This window comes from Pseudomonas spelaei, assembly GCF_009724245.1.
In the GTDB taxonomy this organism is placed as follows: Bacteria; Pseudomonadota; Gammaproteobacteria; order Pseudomonadales; family Pseudomonadaceae; genus Aquipseudomonas; species Aquipseudomonas spelaei.
On sequence record NZ_WNNK01000023.1, the window covers coordinates 94,380 to 112,440 of the forward strand.

The window sequence follows — 18,061 nt, forward strand, 5'->3', positions numbered from 1 at the left end:
CTATTGATTGGCAGGCCCGCCGCTATCGCGGGCAAGCCCGCTCCCACAGTTGTTTCGCGGTGTTCAATCAGAAAGGTACATCCCCTAATATCGTCGCTCGATGCATCACTCGCCTTTGCGGCCGGTAATCGTCGACGGCGTAATGCTGGGTCACGCGGTTGTCCCAGAACGCCACGTCGTTTTGCTGCCAGCGCCAGCGGATGGTGAATTCCGGGCGGGTGGAGTGGGCGAACAGTAGTTTAAGAATGGCCTCGCTTTCGGCAGGCTCCAGCTCGTTGATCCTGGTGGTAAAACCGTCGCTGACGAACAGTGATTTGCGCCCGCTCATCGGGTGGGTACGGATCACCGGGTGGGACAGCGGTGGGTTCTTCCGGCGGGCCTCTTCCCATCGGGCCAGGTCTTCAGGCGTATTGCCAAAGCGCTCCAGCGGGAAGGATTTGGTGAAGTCGTGGGTGGCAGTCAGGCCATTGAGCAAGGCTTTCAAAGGTTCCGATAACGCTTCATACGCCGCAATGCCGCTGGCCCACAAGGTATCGCCACCAAACTCCGGCAACAGCTTGGCGCTGAGTATCGCGCCGAGGGCAGGCGTGGGCAGGAAGGTTACGTCGGTATGCCAGATCGCGTTATCACGCACGTCGGTGACGGCAGTATCGAGGATCAGTACTTCAGGCTGTTCCGGCACGTTGGGGTAGATCGGGTGAATGTGCAGGTCACCGAAATTCGCCGCAAACCGCGCTTGTTGTTGTGGGGTGATCGGTTGGCCGCGAAAGAACAGCACCGAGTGCTTGAGCAACGCCTGCTCGATGGCGTCACGTTGTTCGATGTTCAGCGGTTGGGTGATGTCGACGCCGCTGATCTGGGCGCCGAGGGCGGTGCTGAGGGGCGTTACGGTCAGGCTGCTCATGCTGTTCTCGCGAGTGTTGGGCGCCGAGTTGTCGGCGTGGTCAGTGCTGTTGTGCTTAGTGCGCCTGGCCGTGCCACGGGACCAGTTTGCGTTGCAGGGCACGCAAGCCCATTTCCATGGCGAAGGCGATCAGGGCGATGACCAGGATCCCCAGTATCACCACGTCGGTGACCAGGAACTGCGCGGCCGACTGCACCATGAAACCCAGGCCGCTGGTGGCAGCGATCAGCTCGGCGGCCACCAGCGTCGACCAGCCGACACCCAGGCCAATCCGCACCCCGGTGAGGATGTCCGGCAGGGCGTTCGGCAAAATCACATGGCGAATCAGTTGTGCCCGAGTCGCGCCCAGGGATTGCGCCGCGCGCAATTTGGCCGGGTCAACCGTGCGCACGCCGGTAGCGGTAGCAATGGCAATCGGCGCGAAAATCGCCAGGTAGATCAGCAGTACCTTGGACAGCTCGCCGATGCCGCACCAGATCACGATCAGCGGCAGGTAGGCCAGCGGCGGAATCGGGCGGTAGAACTCGATCAGCGGATCGAGAATTCCACGGGCGATGCGATTGGAACCGATGGCGATGCCCACCGGCACCGCCGTCAGCACCGCAAAACCGAGGCCCAGGCCGATTCGACCGAGGCTTGCGCCCAAGTGCTGCCACAAGGTGGAGTCCATGTAGCCGGTGGTCGCCAGCAGCCAGCCTTTTTGCAGGACGGCGGAGGGCGGTGGCAGGAATAGGGGTTCGATCAGGCCGCTGGCGGTGACGGCCCACCAGATGGCCAACAAGGTAACCAGGGTCAGCACGCTGATCCAGCGGGTGCTCAAGCTGCGGCGCACGGGCGCTGTGGTGTTGGCGACTGGCTTGGTGGCCGTGGCCGGTAGTTCATAACTGCTCATGCGCACACCTGCCGTTGGGAGAACACTTTGCCCAGCACGTGTTCGCGGGTTTCGATAAAGCGTGGGTCGGACTTGATCGCCCGCGCCGATTCACCGGCGGCGTAGCGCTGGCCGAAGTCCAGGCTCAGGCGTTCAACGATCTGGCCCGGGTTGGGTGCCAGCAGAATCAAATCGGTGGCGAGGAATACCGCCTCTTCGATGTCGTGGGTAATCAGGAAAACCGGTTTGGCCGTACGCTGCCAGACTTGCAGCAGCAACTCTTGCATCTGTTCGCGGGTGAACGCATCGAGGGCGCCGAAGGGTTCATCCATCAGCAATACGCGAGGGTCTGCGGCCAGTGCACGGGCCAGGCCGACACGCTGCTTCTGGCCACCGGACAGTTGCCAGATGCGGCGGCTGTCAAAGCCTGCCAGGTCGACCAGTGTGAGCATTTCTTTTGCGCGGATTTCGCGCTTGGCCTTGGGCACACCCGCCAACTCCAGGCCGAAGCCGACGTTGGCCAGCACGTCCTGCCAGGGCAGCAGCGCGTCGTCCTGGAACACCACGCCGCGTTCGGCACTCGGGCCCTGGACCGGCACACCGTCGAGGGTGATGCGCCCGGCGCTGGGTTCGACGAAACCGGCAATCAGGTTCAACAGCGAAGTCTTGCCACTGCCGGAAGGGCCGAGGGCGACCAGCAATTGCTGTGGCCCAAGGCTCAGGGAAATATCCGCCAGCACGGGCGTTGTGGCGCCTGGGTACTGTGCGCTGATGCGCTCCAGTTGTAGCAAGGCCATCGCGGTTAACTCCTGGTATCAGTTAGTGATGAACTTGGGGCTGACGTACGGGGCGTAGTCCGGCAGCACCGCGTCGACCTTGCCTTGTTCCTTGAGGAACGCAGCGGTGTCGGTCACGGCTTTGGTGGTCGGTGCGCCGAGGAGGGTGACCTGGTCGGCCGCCAGCGGGTAGACGTTGCCTTGCAGCAGCAAAGGAATGTCAGTGGCCTTGGCGCCGGAGAGTTTCACCAGCTTGTCGACGTTGCCTTTGTCGGCGAGCCAGGCTTGTGGGTCTTTGCGGTAGGCGGCGTAGGCGTCGAGAGTGACCTTGGCGAACGCGGTGACGATCTCCGGGTGTTTTTCCGCGAAGTCTTTACGCACGATCCAGGCATCGAAGGTCGGCGCGCCGAACTTGGCCAGCTCGCCGGAGGTGATCAGTACCTTGCCGTTTTCCTTGGCCACGCCCAGGGCGGGGTCCCACACGTAGGTGGCGTCGATATCCCCGCGTTTCCAGGCGGCAATGATGGCCGGTGGCGCAAGGTTGAGGATGGTGACTTTCGAGGGGTCGATGTTCCAGTGCTTCAACGCCGCCAGCAGGCTGTAGTGGCCGGTGGAAACAAAAGGCACGGCGATTTTCTTGCCGACCAGGTCCTGCGGGCTGTTGATCCCGGAACCGTTACGCGCCACCAGGGCTTCGGCACCGCCGATCTGGGTGGCAATGAGGAAGGTTTCCACTGGGACTTTGCGGGTGACCGCAGCGGTCAGCGGGCTGGAACCGAGGTAGCCGATCTGCACGTCGCCGGAAGCGATGGCGGCGATGATGTCGGCACCGTTGTCGAATTTGCGCCAGTCGATCTTGGCGTTGGTGGCTTTTTCATAAGCGCCGTCGGCCTGGGCGACTTTCGCCGGGTCAACGGTGGTTTGGTAGGCGATCGTGACGTCGGCTGCCTGGGCAAACAGGCTGGCACCGGCCAGGGAAAGCGCCGCCAGGAGGCGTAGGGGGAAATGCAGCTTCATTAAAAAATAGCTCCTCATCAGGCGGCCGAGGGTCGGCGTGTGAGGAGACTAAATGATCTAAGAATCCGAAAATAAATAACATTTTCGCATTAGCTTATGAGCAGAAAGCGATGTTGTGTGAATGCAAAAAGTAGCCGCTGCACAAATCAAATGTGGGAGCTGGCTTGCCTGCGATAGCGTCTACCCGGTATTCCTGAAATACCGAGTCGTTTGCATCGCAGGCAAGCCAGCTCCCACAGGGGTTAGTTACTGATCGCCAGAATACTCGCCTGGTACGACCCGACAAACACGTCGAAATCCCCCACTTCGTTCTGCTCCAGCTCCGCCTGCTGCACCAGCGAGTGACGCGCCAGTTCCTCAAAGCGTGCTTGGTCGTCAGCCGTCAGCGGCTCGCTGCGGAAGAACTCGGCGTGTACCTGGCTCTGGCGCAGGGAGAACTGCGCAAAACTCTCCTTGCGCTCGCTCATGGCCGCCAACACCTGGGCCGACGGCGTCAGGGACGGGTCCTTGATCTTCGCCAACTGGGCGTCCAGCGCGTGGCTGTGCTCGGTGATGCCGTGGCTCTGGTCCAGCAGCGCCGCCAACGGAGCAATTTTCTCCAGCAACTCGGCCGCCCATTTCTTCATGTCCACCGTCTCACCGCGTCGCTGCAATGTCAGGCCCGGACGGCGACCTTCCTTGACCACGCTGAGGAAGTTGGAAGTGGCGTTGCCGCATTCGTTGTTTTCAAACAGCGGGCTGTCGTTCAACGCGCAATACAGCAGGAACGCGTCGAGGAAGCGCGATTCCGGCAAGTCGATGCCCATCGGCAGGAACGGATTGATGTCCAGGCAACGTACTTCGATGTACTGGATGCCACGGGCCATCAACGCCTGGATCGGACGCTCGCCGGTATAGGTCACACGCTTGGGGCGAATGTTGGAGTAGTACTCGTTTTCGATCTGCAGGATGTTGGTGTTGAGCTGTACCCACTCACCGTCCTTATGGGTACCGACTTCGACGTAAGGCGCGTAAGGCGTTGCTACCGCTTCGCGCAGGCTGTCGGTGTAGCTGGCCAGATCGTTGTAGCAAGGGGTCAGGCCGGCCTGGGCGTTACTCTGGTAACCCAGGTCGCTCATGCGCAGGCTGGTGGCGTAGGGTAGGTACAGGGTGTCGGCGTCGAGTTGCTCCAGCTGGTGGGAGCGGCCACGCAGGAAGCCTGCGTCCAGGGCCGGGGAGGCGCCGAACAGGTACATCAACAACCAGCTGTAGCGGCGGAAATTACGGATCAGTGCGATATAGGCCGTCGACTGATAGTCACGGTCGGTACCGACAAAGCCTTCACTTTCCTTGAGCAATGGCCACAACGCTTCCGGCAGGGAAAAGTTGTAGTGGATGCCGGCGATGCACTGCATGGTCTTGCCGTAACGCAGGGCCAGGCCCTTGCGGTATACGTACTTGAGCTGACCGATGTTGGAGGTGCCGTAGTAGGCAATCGGAATATCTTCCTCGGCCGGCAACGGGCACGGCATCGATGGACTCCACAGGTACTCGTTGCCGAGCTTGCTGTAGGCAAAACGGTGGATCTTGTCGAGGCTGCCCAGGGTATCTGCCGGATTGGGCAGGGCCGGAGTGATGAACTCCAGCAGCGACTCGGAGTAATCGGTGGTGATCTGTTCATTGGTCAGCGCGGAGCCCAATGCTTCTGGGTGCGGCGTTTGTGCCAGTCGGCCTTCATCGGTGACACGCAGGCATTCACGCTCGATGCCATGCAGGCACTGCTCCAGCAGGGAGAGGTGTTCGCGCTTGCCAAGCAGAGCCAGGCGGCGGTTGAGAAGTTCGCTCAAGTTGGATTCCTTCACGCGTCAGTCGCCCCAATATGGGGGTGGGCAGGACGGTCTACAAGGGTGAAGTTGAAACTGGCGTTATCGCCTGGTTTTCGAGCCGAATTGGCTCGTTCTGAAAGTGCCGACTTCAGTCCTTGAATCTGGCTATCGCGCAGGAAGAAAACTCCGACGCCGCTTTCGCAGCGCCGAAATTAACTCAATTTGATGACGGGGAGCTATAGGACAGCGAAGGTCCCTTGTGCTTTTGCGACGAGTTTTTCGTCCTGGTACACGTCCGCCTCGACTACCAGGGTGCGCCGGCCCGGGTGAATCACCCGGGCGGTGCACAGCACGTCACCGTCTGAAACGGCGCGGATGTAGTTGATTTTGCACTCGATGGTCGCGCTCTGCTGGTCGAAACCATGGGAACTGGAGCACGCCAGGCCCATGGTGATGTCCACCAGGCTGAAAATCGCCCCGCCGTGGAGTTTGCCAGCGCGGTTGCGCAACTGCGGTTCCAGGGTCAGGGCTACCTCGGCAACGCCTTGCTCAAGGCTTTGCAGGCGGCAGCCAATCAGGTCGCTGAAAGCACTGCGGGTCAAGCCGGCTGGCAGTTCCATTAGCGCTTCTTCAGTTGTTTGGCGTTGGCGAACAGCGAAGCCATGGCGTTATTGGCCGGGGCTGCGGCGGTGGTTTCCTTGCGTGGTGCGGTATTTTGCGACTGGCGCGGTGCCGAGCCTGGACGTGCGCCACGGGCACCGTCGATTTTCTCGCCGGGGGTGTCGCTCATGCGCATCGACAGGCCAACGCGTTTGCGCGGGATGTCGATTTCCATGACCTTGACTTTGACCACGTCACCGGCCTTCACCGCTTCCCGTGGGTCCTTGATGAACTTCTCCGAAAGCGCAGAGATGTGCACCAAACCGTCCTGATGCACGCCGATGTCCACAAACGCGCCGAAGTTGGTCACGTTGGTCACCACGCCTTCGAGGATCATCCCCGGTTGCAGGTCCTTGAGGTCTTCGACGCCTTCCTGGAACTCGGCGGTCTTGAACTCGGGACGTGGGTCACGGCCAGGCTTTTCCAGCTCTTGCAGGATGTCGGTGATGGTGGGTACGCCGAAGGTTTCGTCGGTGTACTTTTTCGGGTCCAGGCGCTTGAGGAACGCCGCGTCGCCGATCAGCGAGCGGATATCGCGGTCGGTTTCAGCGGCAATGCGTTGCACCAGCGGATAGGCTTCCGGGTGAACCGCCGAGGCATCCAGCGGGTTGTCGCCGTTCATGACCCGCAGGAAGCCGGCAGCTTGCTCGAAGGTTTTTTCGCCCAGGCGTGCGACTTTTTTCAGCGCTGCACGGGTCTTGAACGCACCGTTTTCATCGCGGTGGGTCACGATGTTCTGCGCCAGCGTAGCGTTGAGGCCGGAAATCCGCGCCAGCAGCGCGACAGAGGCGGTGTTCACGTCGACGCCCACGGCGTTCACGCAGTCTTCCACCACCGCGTCCAGGCCGCGTGCCAGTTTCAGCTGTGACACGTCGTGCTGGTACTGGCCGACACCAATGGATTTTGGGTCGATCTTCACCAGCTCTGCCAGTGGATCCTGCAGGCGACGTGCGATGGAGACCGCGCCACGGATCGACACGTCGAGGTCCGGGAACTCCTTGGAGGCCAGTTCCGACGCCGAGTACACCGAAGCACCGGCCTCGGAGACCATAACCTTGGTCATCTGCATGCCTGGGTACTTTTTGATCAGCTCGGCAGCCAACTTGTCGGTTTCGCGGCTGGCGGTACCGTTGCCGATGGCGATCAGGTCTACCGAGTGCTTGGCACACAGGGCGGCCAGGATGGCGATGGTCTGGTCCCACTTGTTGTGGGGCACGTGCGGGTAAACCGTGGCGTGGTCGAGCATCTTGCCGGTGGCGTCGACCACCGCAACCTTGCAACCGGTGCGCAGGCCCGGGTCCAGGCCCAAGGTAGCGCGTGGGCCAGCTGGCGCAGCCAGCAGCAAGTCGTGCAGGTTATGGGCGAAGACGTTGATGGCCTCGGTCTCGGCGCCGTCGCGCAACTCGCCCAGCAGGTCGGTTTCCAGGTGGGTGTAGAGCTTGACCTTCCAGGTCCAGCGTACGACTTCACCCAGCCACTTGTCCGCCGCACGGTTCTGGTTCTGGATGCCGAATTGTTGACCGATCATGCCTTCGCACGGGTGCATGGTGCCCGGCAGTTCGTCGCCGACTTTCAGTGCGGAACTGAGAATGCCTTCGTTGCGCCCGCGGAAAATCGCCAGCGCGCGGTGGGACGGCATGCTCTTGAGCGGTTCGTCGTGTTCGAAGTAGTCGCGGAACTTGGCGCCTTCCTCTTCCTTGCCGGCGATCACGCGGGCACTGAGGGTGGCTTCCTGCTTCAGGTAGTTGCGCAGTTTTTCCAGCAGGTTGGCGTCTTCGGCAAAACGCTCCATGAGGATGTACTTGGCGCCTTCGAGGGCCGCCTTGACGTCGGCGACGCCTTTTTCGGCATCGACAAAACGTGCCGCTTCGCTTTCCGGGGCCAGGGACGGGTCGTTGAAGAGGCCGTCGGCCAGCTCGCCGAGGCCGGCTTCCAGGGCGATCTGGCCCTTGGTGCGGCGCTTCTGCTTGTACGGCAGGTACAAGTCTTCGAGGCGGGTCTTGGTGTCGGCGAGCTTGATGTCGCGTTCAAGTTGTGGAGTCAACTTGCCCTGTTCCTCGATGCTGGCGAGGATGCTGATGCGCCGTTCGTCGAGTTCTCGCAGGTAGCGCAGGCGTTCTTCCAGATGTCGTAGCTGGATGTCGTCGAGGCTGCCGGTCACTTCTTTTCGGTAACGGGCGATGAAGGGCACCGTGGAGCCTTCATCCAGAAGGGCGACGGCCGCTTCGACCTGTTGTGGGCGTACACCGAGTTCCTCGGCGATGCGGCTGTTGATGCTGTCCATAAAACCACCTGAAATTCTGAAAGCAGCTCGCGGGCCCGGAAAACAAGGCCCTGCGAGGCTGGTTGAGCGGCCCGACTGGCGCCGCTACCTGGGTCAAGAGGCTGCCTATTGACCCTCGAAATCGGAAAATCACTGCAAGGGCGCGAAAAAAAGATGCCCTGCAGTAAACAGTAATGATCTGACGTTGCCCTGCACAAAGGCGGCGCATTATAACCAGCGTTCTACTCTTGGGGGGATTGCGCCGCTGGTTGTAGGGCTCGGGTTCGCTGGCGGTAGAGGAAAAATCTGCTAACAATGCACTCGGTGCGTATAACGGCAGCTACGCCATAATGCGCGCCGAGATAAGAGGAGCATCTAATGAGCAGCACTGCACAAACTGCTGAAGGCGAAAAAATTCTCATCGTTGACGACGATCCGGGGCTGAGCAGCCTGCTGGAACGGTTTTTCAACTCCAAGGGCTATCGTGCCCGCGCGGTGCCGAACACCGAGCAAATGGACCGCCTCCTGGGGCGCGAAGTATTCAATCTGGTCGTACTCGACCTGATGTTGCCCGGCGAAGACGGCCTGACCGCCTGCAAGCGCCTGCGTGGCGCGAACAACCAGATTCCAATCATCATGCTGACCGCCAAGGGCGATGAGCTGAGTCGTATCAAGGGGCTCGAACTGGGCGCCGACGATTACCTGGCCAAGCCGTTCAACCCCGATGAGCTGATGGCTCGGGTCAAGGCGGTGTTGCGTCGTCAGGCTGCTCCGGTGCCGGGCGCTCCGGGTAGCGAAGACGAAAGCGTGACCTTCGGCGACTACGAGCTGTCGCTGGCCACCCGTGAGCTGAAGCGTGGTGATGAAGTCCACATGCTGACTACCGGCGAGTTCGCGGTGCTCAAGGCCCTGGTGATGAACGCTCGCCAGCCGTTGACCCGTGACAAGCTGATGAACCTGGCCCGTGGTCGCGAATGGGACGCTCTGGAGCGCTCCATCGATGTGCAGATTTCCCGTCTGCGCCGGATGATCGAGCCGGATCCATCCAAACCGCGCTATATCCAGACGGTGTGGGGTGTGGGTTATGTATTTGTGCCGGATGGCACTGCGACCAAGTGATCGATGATTTGCAGACCCGGGTATTCTGAAGCTCGCCCCTTGGGGGCGACTGGATGCCCGGCGTCTGCAATTCTGCGAGCGCCGCTCGCTCCTGCAAGGTGTCTAGCTGTCTTCTATGAAAACCCCGCTCTGGTTCCCGCAAAGCTTCTTCTCCCGCACCCTTTGGTTGGTGCTGATCGTCGTTCTTTTTTCAAAGGCACTGACCCTGGTTTATCTATTGATGAACGAAGACGTGCTGGTGGATCGACAGTACAGCCACGGCGTCGCCCTGACGTTACGCGCCTATTGGGCTGCGGACCCCGAGAACCGTGAGAAGATCGCCAAGGCGGCGACGCTTGTCCGGGTGGTGGGTGCTGGTGTGCCCGAAGGCGAACAGCATTGGCCCTACAGTGAGATTTACCAACGTCAGATGCAGGCCGAACTGGGTGACGACACCGAGGTACGGCTGCGTATGCATGTGTCGCCGGCATTGTGGGTCCGAGCGCCAAGCCTGGGGGATGGCTGGCTGAAAGTGCCGCTGTATCCGCATCCGTTGCGTGGGCAGAAGATCTGGAACGTGCTGGGCTGGTTCCTGGCTATTGGTTTGCTCTCAACTGCATCGGCGTGGATTTTTGTGCGCCAGCTCAATCAACCGCTCAAGCGCTTGGTGTTTGCGGCGCGCCAATTGGGTCAGGGGCGCAGTGTGCGCCTGCCCATCAGTGATACGCCGAGTGAAATGACGGAGGTGTACAGCGCTTTCAACCAGATGGCCGAGGACGTCGAACAGGCCGGGCGTGAGCGTGAGCTGATGCTTGCGGGCGTGTCCCATGACCTGCGTACACCACTGACACGTTTGCGGCTTTCCCTGGAGCTGATGGGCAACCACACCGACCTGACCGACGACATGGTTCGTGATATCGAAGACATGGACGCGATCCTCGACCAGTTCCTGGCCTTTATCCGCGATGGTCGTGATGAGGTAGTGGAGGAGGTCGACCTGACGGATCTGGTGCGCGAAGTGGTGGCACCGTACAACCAGAACGGTGAGCAGGTGCGTATGCGCCTGGAACCGATCCAGCCGTTTGCGTTGCGTCGGGTGTCTATGAAAAGGCTGCTGAACAACCTGATCGGCAATGCCTTGCACCACGCGGGTTCTGACGTGGAAGTGGCGGCTTACGTGTCAGGAGACCCGAGCGCGCCTTATGTGGTGCTGAGCGTCATGGACCGTGGCGCCGGTATTGATCCCGATGAGCTGGAAGGCATCTTCAACCCCTTCACCCGTGGTGACCGTGCCCGAGGTGGCAAGGGGACGGGCCTGGGGCTGGCCATTGTGCGGCGGATTGCTTCGATGCACGGCGGCAATGTTGAATTGCGCAACCGTACCGAGGGCGGTCTGGAGGCACGGGTGCGCTTGCCGTTGGGGCTGATGTTGCCGAGGGATGCGGTGTAAGCGACAACGGAAATCAAATGTGGGAGCTGGCTTGCCTGCGATAACAGTGGCTCAGTCAACAACGCTGTTGAATGTGCCGCCCTCATCGCAGGCAAGCCAGCTCCCACACTTGTTTTGCGGTGCTTTATAGGTCGGGTGTTTTCAGCCCTTGCCTTTGGTCCGCGTCATATTCGGTCCACCATTCTTCTCCAGATGCTGAATGATGATCCCCGCCACATCCTTGCCGGTGGTGGTCTCAATCCCTTCCAGGCCCGGTGACGAGTTCACTTCCATCACCAATGGCCCGTGGTTGGAGCGCAAGATATCCACCCCCGCCACACTCAGCCCCATGACCTTGGCGGCCCGCAGTGCAGTCATGCGTTCTTCAGGGGTGATCTTGATCAGACTGGCGCTGCCGCCTCGGTGCAGGTTGGAGCGGAACTCTCCCGGCTTGGCCTGGCGTTTCATCGCCGCAATCACCTTGTCGCCTACCACGAAGCAGCGGATATCCGCGCCACCGGCTTCCTTGATGTATTCCTGGACCATGATGTTCTGCTTGAGGCCCATGAACGCCTCGATCACCGATTCGGCTGCCGTGGCGGTTTCGCAGAGCACCACACCGATACCCTGAGTGCCTTCCAGTACCTTGATCACCAGTGGCGCACCGTTGACCATCTCGATCAGGTCGGGAATGTCATCGGGGGAGTGAGCAAAACCGGTCACCGGCAAACCAATACCGCGCCGCGACAGCAACTGCAGCGAGCGCAGTTTGTCTCGGGAACGGGCAATAGCTACCGATTCGTTGAGCGGAAACACCCCCATCATTTCAAACTGGCGCAGCACTGCGCAGCCATAGAAGGTCACCGAGGCGCCGATTCGCGGGATCACCGCATCGAAGCCTTCCAGCGGCTTGCCCCGGTAGTGGATCTGCGGCTTATGACTGGCAATGTTCATATAGGCGCGCAACGTATCGATCACCACCATCTCATGGCCACGTTCGGTGCCGGCCTCGACCAGGCGACGGGTGGAATACAGACGCGGGTTACGCGACAGCACAGCGATCTTCATGCAACACCTGTGGCAGAGGTAGTAGAGACCGGGAACACCGGCTTGTCTTGAACGTATTTGAGCCCTGGATTGACCACCAGTTGGCCGTCAATCAGGGCTTTGGAACCGAGCAACAGGCGATAACGCATGGCTTTGCGGCAGGCGAGGGTGAACTCCACCCGCCATACCCGATCACCCAGGGCCAGGGTGGTGCTGATGACATAGCGCACCTGCGCCTGGCCGTTGGAGCTTTTGATGGTTTTCATCGCTACCAGTGGCGCTTCGCAGCGCCGGTGGCGCAGTTGCACCACGCTGCCCAGGTGCGCGGTGAAGCGCACCCAATTTTCACCGTTGCGCTCGAACGGCTCGATCTCGGTGGCATGCAGGCTGGAGGTACTGGCACCGGTGTCGATTTTTGCGCGCAGGCCTGCCACTCCCAACTCGGGAAGTGCCACCCACTCACGCAGACCGACAACGGTCAAATGGTCAAATGTCTTCAATATGGATAACCGGCAATCAGAAATATGTCGTAGTCGTCGAGGACAGTAACGTCCAACTGCTCAAGGATTGTGACAATCCCTGAGCTGTCACGGAGGGTGACGCGCCGATTTCGCGGTATTCACGCAGAATATTCGGCAAATGGCGACAGTTATCTATCGGGCTTCGTAAATCAGTGGGTTCAAGGGAAACTCACGGAAACAGCGTGATGTCTGGCGTATCTTAGGTGAGCCCAAGGGTTTATGCGTCGTAGGGTTTCAACGTTAAAGTTGCGGCATTTTTCAGAGCGAGGAATTCAAGTGGCTCAAAAGCAGGAAGAGGACGAAAAAGTCCGTTTGGACAAGTGGCTGTGGGCGGCGCGCTTCTACAAGACACGTGCCCTGGCCAAGGCGGCTATTGAGAGTGGCAAGGTGCATTGCCGGGGTGAGCGCTGCAAGCCGGGCAAGGAGCCCCGTTTGGGTGATGAGTTCCAGATTCGTGTCGGTTTTGATGAGCGGACCGTGGTGGTCCAGGCGCTCTCCATTGTTCGTCGTGGGGCGCCTGAAGCCCAGGCGCTGTACGCCGAAACCGAAGCCAGCATCGCCAAGCGCGAAAACGCGGCGGCGATGCGTAAGGCGGGATCTCTCGGCGTCAGTACCGATGGCAAGCCGAGCAAGAAGCAACGACGGGACCTGTTCAAGTTCCGTGGCAGTGGCAACGACGATTGAGGTCACCGGTAATCGCCCAAGACGTCACTTGGCTTGGAACAAACCCGGATTGTTCATAAACTGTTGCATCTTCGCGTTAAAACTCTTCAATTCAGATACCCAGACCTATGACTGATCTACCGGATACCGACTTCACCCAACGCTTCATCTTCGACGACAGCGACGCCCGCGGCGAACTGGTTGCCCTGGAGCGTAGCTATGCCGAAGTCCTCGCCAAGCACCCCTATCCGGAGCCGGTCGCTCAGTTGCTCGGTGAGCTGATGGCCGCCGCCTCGCTGCTGGTCGGTACCATGAAGTTCGATGGCTTGCTGATCCTGCAGGCCCGTTCCGAAGGCCCGGTCCCGATGCTGATGATCGAATGCTCCAGTGAGCGCGAAATCCGTGGCCTGGCCCGTTACGACGCCGACTTGATCACCCCGGACGCCACCCTGTCCGACCTGATGGCCAATGGCGTGCTGGCGATCACCGTCGACCCGACTGAAGGCCAGCGCTACCAGGGCATCGTCGACCTCGACGGCGAAACCCTGTCGGACTGCTTCACCAACTATTTCGTGATGTCCCAGCAAGTCGGCACCAAGTTCTGGCTCAACGCCGACGGCAAGCGCGCCCGCGGCCTGCTGCTGCAACAACTGCCGGCCGACCGTATCAAGGACGACGATGAACGCACCGACAGCTGGCGCAAGCTGACCGCCCTGGCCGGCACCCTGACCGCTGAAGAGCTGCTGGGCCTGGACAACGAAACCATCCTGCATCGGCTGTACCATGAAGAGGCCGTGCGCCTGTTCGACGCACAGGGCCTGCGCTTCCGTTGCAGCTGCTCGCGCGAGCGTTCGGCCAATGCCTTGGTGAGCCTGGGTCTGGAAGATGCCAGGAATCTGGTGGTGGAGCACGGTGGCCACATCGAAATCGACTGCCAATTCTGCAACCAGCGCTACTTGTTCGACGCCGCTGATATCGCTCAATTGTTCGCCGGGGCAGGTGTCGACACCCCTTCGGGCACCCGCCACTAAAACGTTTAAGCACAGGTAATTCACCTGACAAACGCCGGATTAGCGCAGTTCTGACGGGAGGGCCCTACTCTTTTTGGGCTTTTCTGGCATAATCCGGCCCACTTTTTTCGCGGTAGTAGTGCGCAACTTTCTACTACAAAACGTTTGGAGCACTCGGCCACTGGCCGACGGGGAACCTCATGACGCAAGCCAATAACGCCGTATACACCGATCTGAGTGTTGACGATCTGGTCAAAGAAGCCCTGCAGCGCGGTGAAGGCGTGCTTGCCGATACTGGCGCGCTGGTCGTAGAAACCGGTCACCGCACCGGCCGTTCGCCGGTCGACCGCTTCATCGTTGAAGAGCCTTCCACCCAGGCAGCCATCGCCTGGGGCCCGATCAACCGCAAGTTCCCGGCCGACAAGTTCGACGCCCTGTGGGCTCGCGTCGAGGCTTTCAACAACGCGCAAGAGCATTTCGTTTCCCACGTTCACGTAGGTGCTGCCGAAGAGCACTACCTGGCCGTGAAGATGACCACCCAGACTGCCTGGCAGAACCTGTTCGGTCGTTGCCTGTTCATCAACCCGGCCCAGTACAACCCGGCCGGTCGTGAAGAATGGCAAGTGCTGAACGTTGCCAACTTCGAGTGCGTGCCAGAGCGCGACGGCACCAACTCCGATGGCTGCGTGATCCTCAACTTCGCCCAGAAAAAAGTACTGATCGCCGGCATGCGTTACGCCGGTGAGATGAAGAAAGCCATGTTCTCGGTGCAGAACTTCCTGCTGCCGGCCGCTGACGTCCTGCCGATGCATTGCGCCGCCAACATTGGCGAAGCGGGCGACGTGACCCTGTTCTTTGGCCTGTCCGGCACCGGCAAGACCACCCTCTCCGCCGACGAAAGCCGTTACCTGATCGGTGACGACGAGCACGGTTGGGGCGAGGGTGTGGTGTTCAACATCGAAGGCGGTTGCTATGCCAAGTGCATCGACCTGTCCGAGAAGAACGAGCCGGTTATCTGGAAAGCCATCAAGCATGGCGCGGTGCTGGAAAACGTCGTGATCGACGATGCCAAACACGCCGACTACGCTGATGTCAGCCTGACCCAGAACAGCCGCGCCGCTTACCCGCTGGAGCATGTTGCCAAGCGTTCCGAGAAAAACCTCGGTGGCGAGCCAAACGCTGTGATCTTCCTGACTTGCGACCTGACCGGCGTACTGCCGCCCGTGTCGATCCTCAGCGAAGAGCAAGCGGCCTACCACTTCCTGTCCGGCTACACCGCTCTGGTGGGCTCGACTGAAATGGGTTCGGGCAGCGGCATCAAGTCGACCTTCTCCACCTGCTTCGGCGCACCATTCTTCCCGCGTCCGGCTGGCGAATACGCCGAGCTGCTGATCAAGCGCATCCGCGGTTTCGGCTCCAAGGTCTACCTGGTCAACACCGGCTGGACCGGCGGCGGCTACGGCGTGGGCAAACGCTTTAACATCCCGACCACCCGTGGCGTGATTGCAGCGATCCAGAGCGGCGCGCTGATCGGTGCTGAAACCGAACACCTCGATACCGTTAACCTGGACGTGCCATTGGCTGTACCGGGCGTCGAGACTGGCCTGTTGAACCCACGTAACACCTGGGCTGACAAGGCTGCCTACGACGAAGCGGCGAAAGCGCTGGCGGGTCTGTTCGTTGAGAACTTCAAGAAGTTTGAAGTGAGCGACGCGATCAAGGCGGCGGGTCCGAAGTTGTAAGACTCGGTCGTTGTGAAAAAGCCGCCCCTTGTGGGTAATGCCGATCAGTTAAGGAGTGGAGATCCAGCAACCGAAGCAGATTCAGTGTGGGAGCTGGCTTGCCTGCGATGCAGACACCTCGATACTTCAGGTATATCGAGTTGATCCAATCGCAGGCAAGCCAGCTCCCACATTCGTTCTTCTCTGGCTTGAGCACCGCGTTCGCTTAACTGACTGGCATTACCCCTTGTGGGCGGCTTTTTTGTGGGCGCAGGATTAGTCCACCCAGTGCAAAACCACCGCGCCGATCAACACCAGCGCAACGCCGGTCACTTGCACCGCTGACAACCGCTCCTTGAAAAACACAAATCCCAGAATCGCCGCAATACCGCCGGACAGCGTGCTGATCACGGTTACCACCGAAACCGACCCCGCCATAGCACCCCAGGAGAATGCCGAGAAACCACCAAGGTTCATCAGGCTCGCGCTGGTCAGCGTCGCGCAATTTTTCAGGGGTGGAATTTTCAGGCCGTCTTTGACTTTGAGTACCATCATCACCAACACGCACAGGCCCACCAGGTAGCCGAGCCAGAGCATCGTGATCGGACCCAGTGTCGGCAAGGTGTAGCGGCCTTGCAGCCAGAAGCTGGTGCCGTAGAGCAACGCGGCGAGCATGGCGTAGGCGATGGAGCGATTGGAGCTGTTGTGGGGAACGCCGTTGTCCTTGTGGATGCTGGAGAGGATCACGCCGACTACGCACAGGGCGATGCAGCCCAGTTGGGTCAGGCTGATATGCTCGCCGTTGGCCCACGACAGAAGGGTGGTGACAACACCGTAGGAGGTCACCAGAGGCGCGACGATGGCCGCTTTGCCTAAGGCGAAGGCCTTGGACAGGGCAAGTGCGCCGGAGACGGTCAGCAGGGCAGCTGCGGCGCCCAAAATCCAGACACTCAAAGGCGCTGCTAGGGATTTGATGAGGAAGGCAGGGAATATGATTAACAGCAGAGTCATGATCATGAAGCCCAAGGCCTGACCGAAGTACACCGCGCGTTTGACGCCTACGGCTCGGGCGTTGAGGCCGACGAGGAAGTCCGTGCCACCCCAGAGCAGAGCGGCTAGCAGGCCCATTAGTACGTCCATGTAAGGTCCTTATTATTTTTGAGAGCTGTGGTGTATCAGTTTATAGGTGTGTTGGCCGTTCTGGCTTCATCGCGGGCAAGCCCGGCTCCCACAGTTTTTGATCTTCATTGTGGTTGAGTGCTTTGTGCACTCAGGGAGGGGAGTAGAGGCGAAGGTTACCGACGGCAATTTCGGATAATTCCCGCTCGGCCTCGTGGAGGCTTTCTTCGTCGTGCAGATCAAGGCGGTTACGCAGGACGCTGCTACCGGGGTAGCAGTAGGGATCCTGGTCCGCCCCGTATTTGTCGAGCATCAGCGTGGGCTGTTGCGGTACTTGGCGAGGACGGCTTCTCGGGTCGGCAGTGGTTTGTCGACGTCCGATGGTCGTGTGTTGAACCCTTCCAGATGCAAGCTGGCCAGGTAGTTGGAACGGCGGATCTTGTCGTAATGATCCTGTTTTTGCTCAACCGTCAGTTCGCTCATCACAGCGTCCTCCCGGTGCGAGGTTCAATTGTGGCGTAATGCGTTTGCGTATGGGGCCTATGTCGGTTGAAATGTTACCAGCGGCTGCATCCTGGTGTGGCCTACTGATCCACTGCTCAGAAATCGCCTCCAACCCCCGATAAACACACAGCACGGCTTCAATATTCGCCGGTACCCATGCCGCACTTTTCACCCGCCCAGTTTAGATTGTGTATTCGCCCAGGTTTTCCAGTGCCTGTGTATCCCAGTGCCGGTCCTTCATGGCTTTGTAGAGCATGCCGATGGTCAGCGGGACTTTGTTACTGCGGTCTTTGGCCCGTTGGTTGAAATACACGTCGTAACCAGCTGGCTGGAAGTAGCGGTAGGGATCAAAGTAGCGATAGGCATCATAGTCGGCCAAGTCGATGGCGAAGCCCTGCTCCAATGCATCCATGAGTTGTTTGGCATCCGCACCCTTACAGTCCAGGTCAACGTTGATGGATGTTTCCAGGTGGAGGGTCTTGTGTCTGGGCAGGCCGACTTCCTCGTGCAGCAGTTGCAGGAGTTGCTGCATGACGATGTCATTGGGGAAGTTGGGGGCGAGCTTCATGGTGGCGGCACGCAGGAATGGTTGGGGAGAATGTGCCGGTTTCAGGTGACGGTATTTGTTTCGGCTGAAGAATAGCCCCAGTCCT

At 60.1% G+C, this 18,061-nt stretch carries 17 protein-coding genes and 1 pseudogene; 5 read left to right on the forward strand and 13 right to left on the reverse strand.

Annotated elements, in window-relative coordinates:
• Positions 1–67: 67 nt before the first annotated feature.
• From tauD to GNF76_RS23615, 7 genes are all read right to left on the reverse strand, one after another.
• Positions 68–904, reverse strand: a complete 837-nt coding sequence (tauD, locus tag GNF76_RS23585) for a taurine dioxygenase (protein WP_155585485.1) — start codon at positions 902–904, stop codon at positions 68–70.
• Positions 905–959: 55 nt separating this feature from the next.
• Entirely contained in the window at positions 960–1,796 is an 837-nt protein-coding gene (tauC, locus tag GNF76_RS23590) for a taurine ABC transporter permease TauC (RefSeq protein WP_155585486.1), read from the reverse strand.
• Positions 1,793–2,572 carry a taurine ABC transporter ATP-binding subunit gene (gene tauB / locus GNF76_RS23595; protein WP_155585487.1) on the reverse strand — a complete coding sequence of 260 codons (780 nt, stop codon included), beginning with the start codon at positions 2,570–2,572 and terminating at the stop codon, positions 1,793–1,795. Before tauB ends, tauC begins: the two co-directional genes overlap by 4 nt.
• 18 nt (positions 2,573–2,590) lie before the next feature.
• Positions 2,591–3,568, reverse strand: a complete 978-nt coding sequence (gene tauA / locus GNF76_RS23600; RefSeq protein WP_155585488.1) for a taurine ABC transporter substrate-binding protein — start codon at positions 3,566–3,568, stop codon at positions 2,591–2,593.
• Between the two features lie 242 nt (positions 3,569–3,810).
• A complete protein-coding gene (gshA, locus tag GNF76_RS23605) occupies positions 3,811–5,394 on the reverse strand; it encodes a glutamate--cysteine ligase (protein WP_155585489.1) in 1,584 nt (527 codons plus the stop codon).
• A 215-nt stretch (positions 5,395–5,609) separates the two neighbouring features.
• A complete protein-coding gene (locus tag GNF76_RS23610) occupies positions 5,610–5,993 on the reverse strand; it encodes a PaaI family thioesterase (RefSeq protein WP_155585490.1) in 384 nt (127 codons plus the stop codon).
• Positions 5,993–8,317: a Tex family protein gene (locus GNF76_RS23615; RefSeq protein WP_155585491.1), complete on the reverse strand. Its 2,325-nt coding sequence runs from the start codon at positions 8,315–8,317 to the stop codon at positions 5,993–5,995. The genes GNF76_RS23610 and GNF76_RS23615 overlap by 1 nt, the downstream gene beginning before the upstream one ends.
• Before the next feature lie 357 nt (positions 8,318–8,674).
• Between GNF76_RS23615 and ompR the strand changes: the two genes are divergently transcribed.
• Positions 8,675–9,415, forward strand: a complete 741-nt coding sequence (gene ompR, locus GNF76_RS23620) for an osmolarity response regulator transcription factor OmpR (RefSeq protein WP_003213175.1) — start codon at positions 8,675–8,677, stop codon at positions 9,413–9,415.
• 115 nt (positions 9,416–9,530) lie between these two features.
• On the forward strand, positions 9,531–10,844 hold the full coding sequence (locus GNF76_RS23625; RefSeq protein ID WP_155585492.1) for an ATP-binding protein: 1,314 nt from the start codon (positions 9,531–9,533) through the stop codon (positions 10,842–10,844).
• Between the two features lie 141 nt (positions 10,845–10,985).
• On the opposite strand, the gene rimK is transcribed toward GNF76_RS23625, so the two are convergent.
• Positions 10,986–11,891: a 30S ribosomal protein S6--L-glutamate ligase gene (rimK, locus tag GNF76_RS23630; RefSeq protein ID WP_003187674.1), complete on the reverse strand. Its 906-nt coding sequence runs from the start codon at positions 11,889–11,891 to the stop codon at positions 10,986–10,988.
• On the reverse strand, positions 11,888–12,370 hold the full coding sequence (gene rimB, locus GNF76_RS23635; RefSeq protein WP_155585493.1) for a retropepsin-like aspartic endopeptidase RimB: 483 nt from the start codon (positions 12,368–12,370) through the stop codon (positions 11,888–11,890). Before rimB ends, rimK begins: the two co-directional genes overlap by 4 nt.
• A 297-nt stretch (positions 12,371–12,667) precedes the next feature.
• On the opposite strand from rimB, the gene GNF76_RS23640 reads away from it, so the two are divergent.
• The 3 genes from GNF76_RS23640 (at position 12,668) to GNF76_RS23650 (ending at position 15,806) form a co-directional block, all read left to right on the forward strand.
• Positions 12,668–13,075 carry an RNA-binding S4 domain-containing protein gene (locus tag GNF76_RS23640; RefSeq protein WP_178123521.1) on the forward strand — a complete coding sequence of 136 codons (408 nt, stop codon included), beginning with the start codon at positions 12,668–12,670 and terminating at the stop codon, positions 13,073–13,075.
• Positions 13,076–13,182: 107 nt separating this feature from the next.
• Positions 13,183–14,085, forward strand: coding sequence for an Hsp33 family molecular chaperone HslO (gene hslO, locus GNF76_RS23645; protein ID WP_155585495.1), 903 nt, complete (start codon positions 13,183–13,185; stop codon positions 14,083–14,085).
• A gap of 179 nt (positions 14,086–14,264) precedes the next feature.
• The gene (locus GNF76_RS23650) at positions 14,265–15,806 is read left to right on the forward strand and encodes a phosphoenolpyruvate carboxykinase (protein WP_155585496.1); all 1,542 of its coding nucleotides are present in this window, start codon (positions 14,265–14,267) and stop codon (positions 15,804–15,806) included.
• 255 nt (positions 15,807–16,061) lie between these two features.
• Here GNF76_RS23650 and GNF76_RS23655 read toward each other — a convergent pair whose 3' ends face one another.
• The 4 genes and pseudogenes from GNF76_RS23655 to GNF76_RS23665 form a co-directional block, all read right to left on the reverse strand.
• A complete protein-coding gene (locus tag GNF76_RS23655; RefSeq protein WP_155585503.1) occupies positions 16,062–16,913 on the reverse strand; it encodes a DMT family transporter in 852 nt (283 codons plus the stop codon).
• 145 nt (positions 16,914–17,058) lie between these two features.
• Positions 17,059–17,217 (reverse strand): annotated as a pseudogene (locus tag GNF76_RS29675) (cell filamentation protein Fic); the annotation flags it as partial.
• A complete protein-coding gene (locus GNF76_RS23660) occupies positions 17,217–17,387 on the reverse strand; it encodes a YhfG family protein (RefSeq protein WP_155585497.1) in 171 nt (56 codons plus the stop codon). The gene GNF76_RS23660 and the pseudogene GNF76_RS29675, both read right to left, overlap by 1 nt.
• A gap of 202 nt (positions 17,388–17,589) precedes the next feature.
• Positions 17,590–18,061: DUF1493 family protein (locus GNF76_RS23665; protein WP_246211968.1), on the reverse strand; the 472-nt coding region annotated here is incomplete at its 5' end.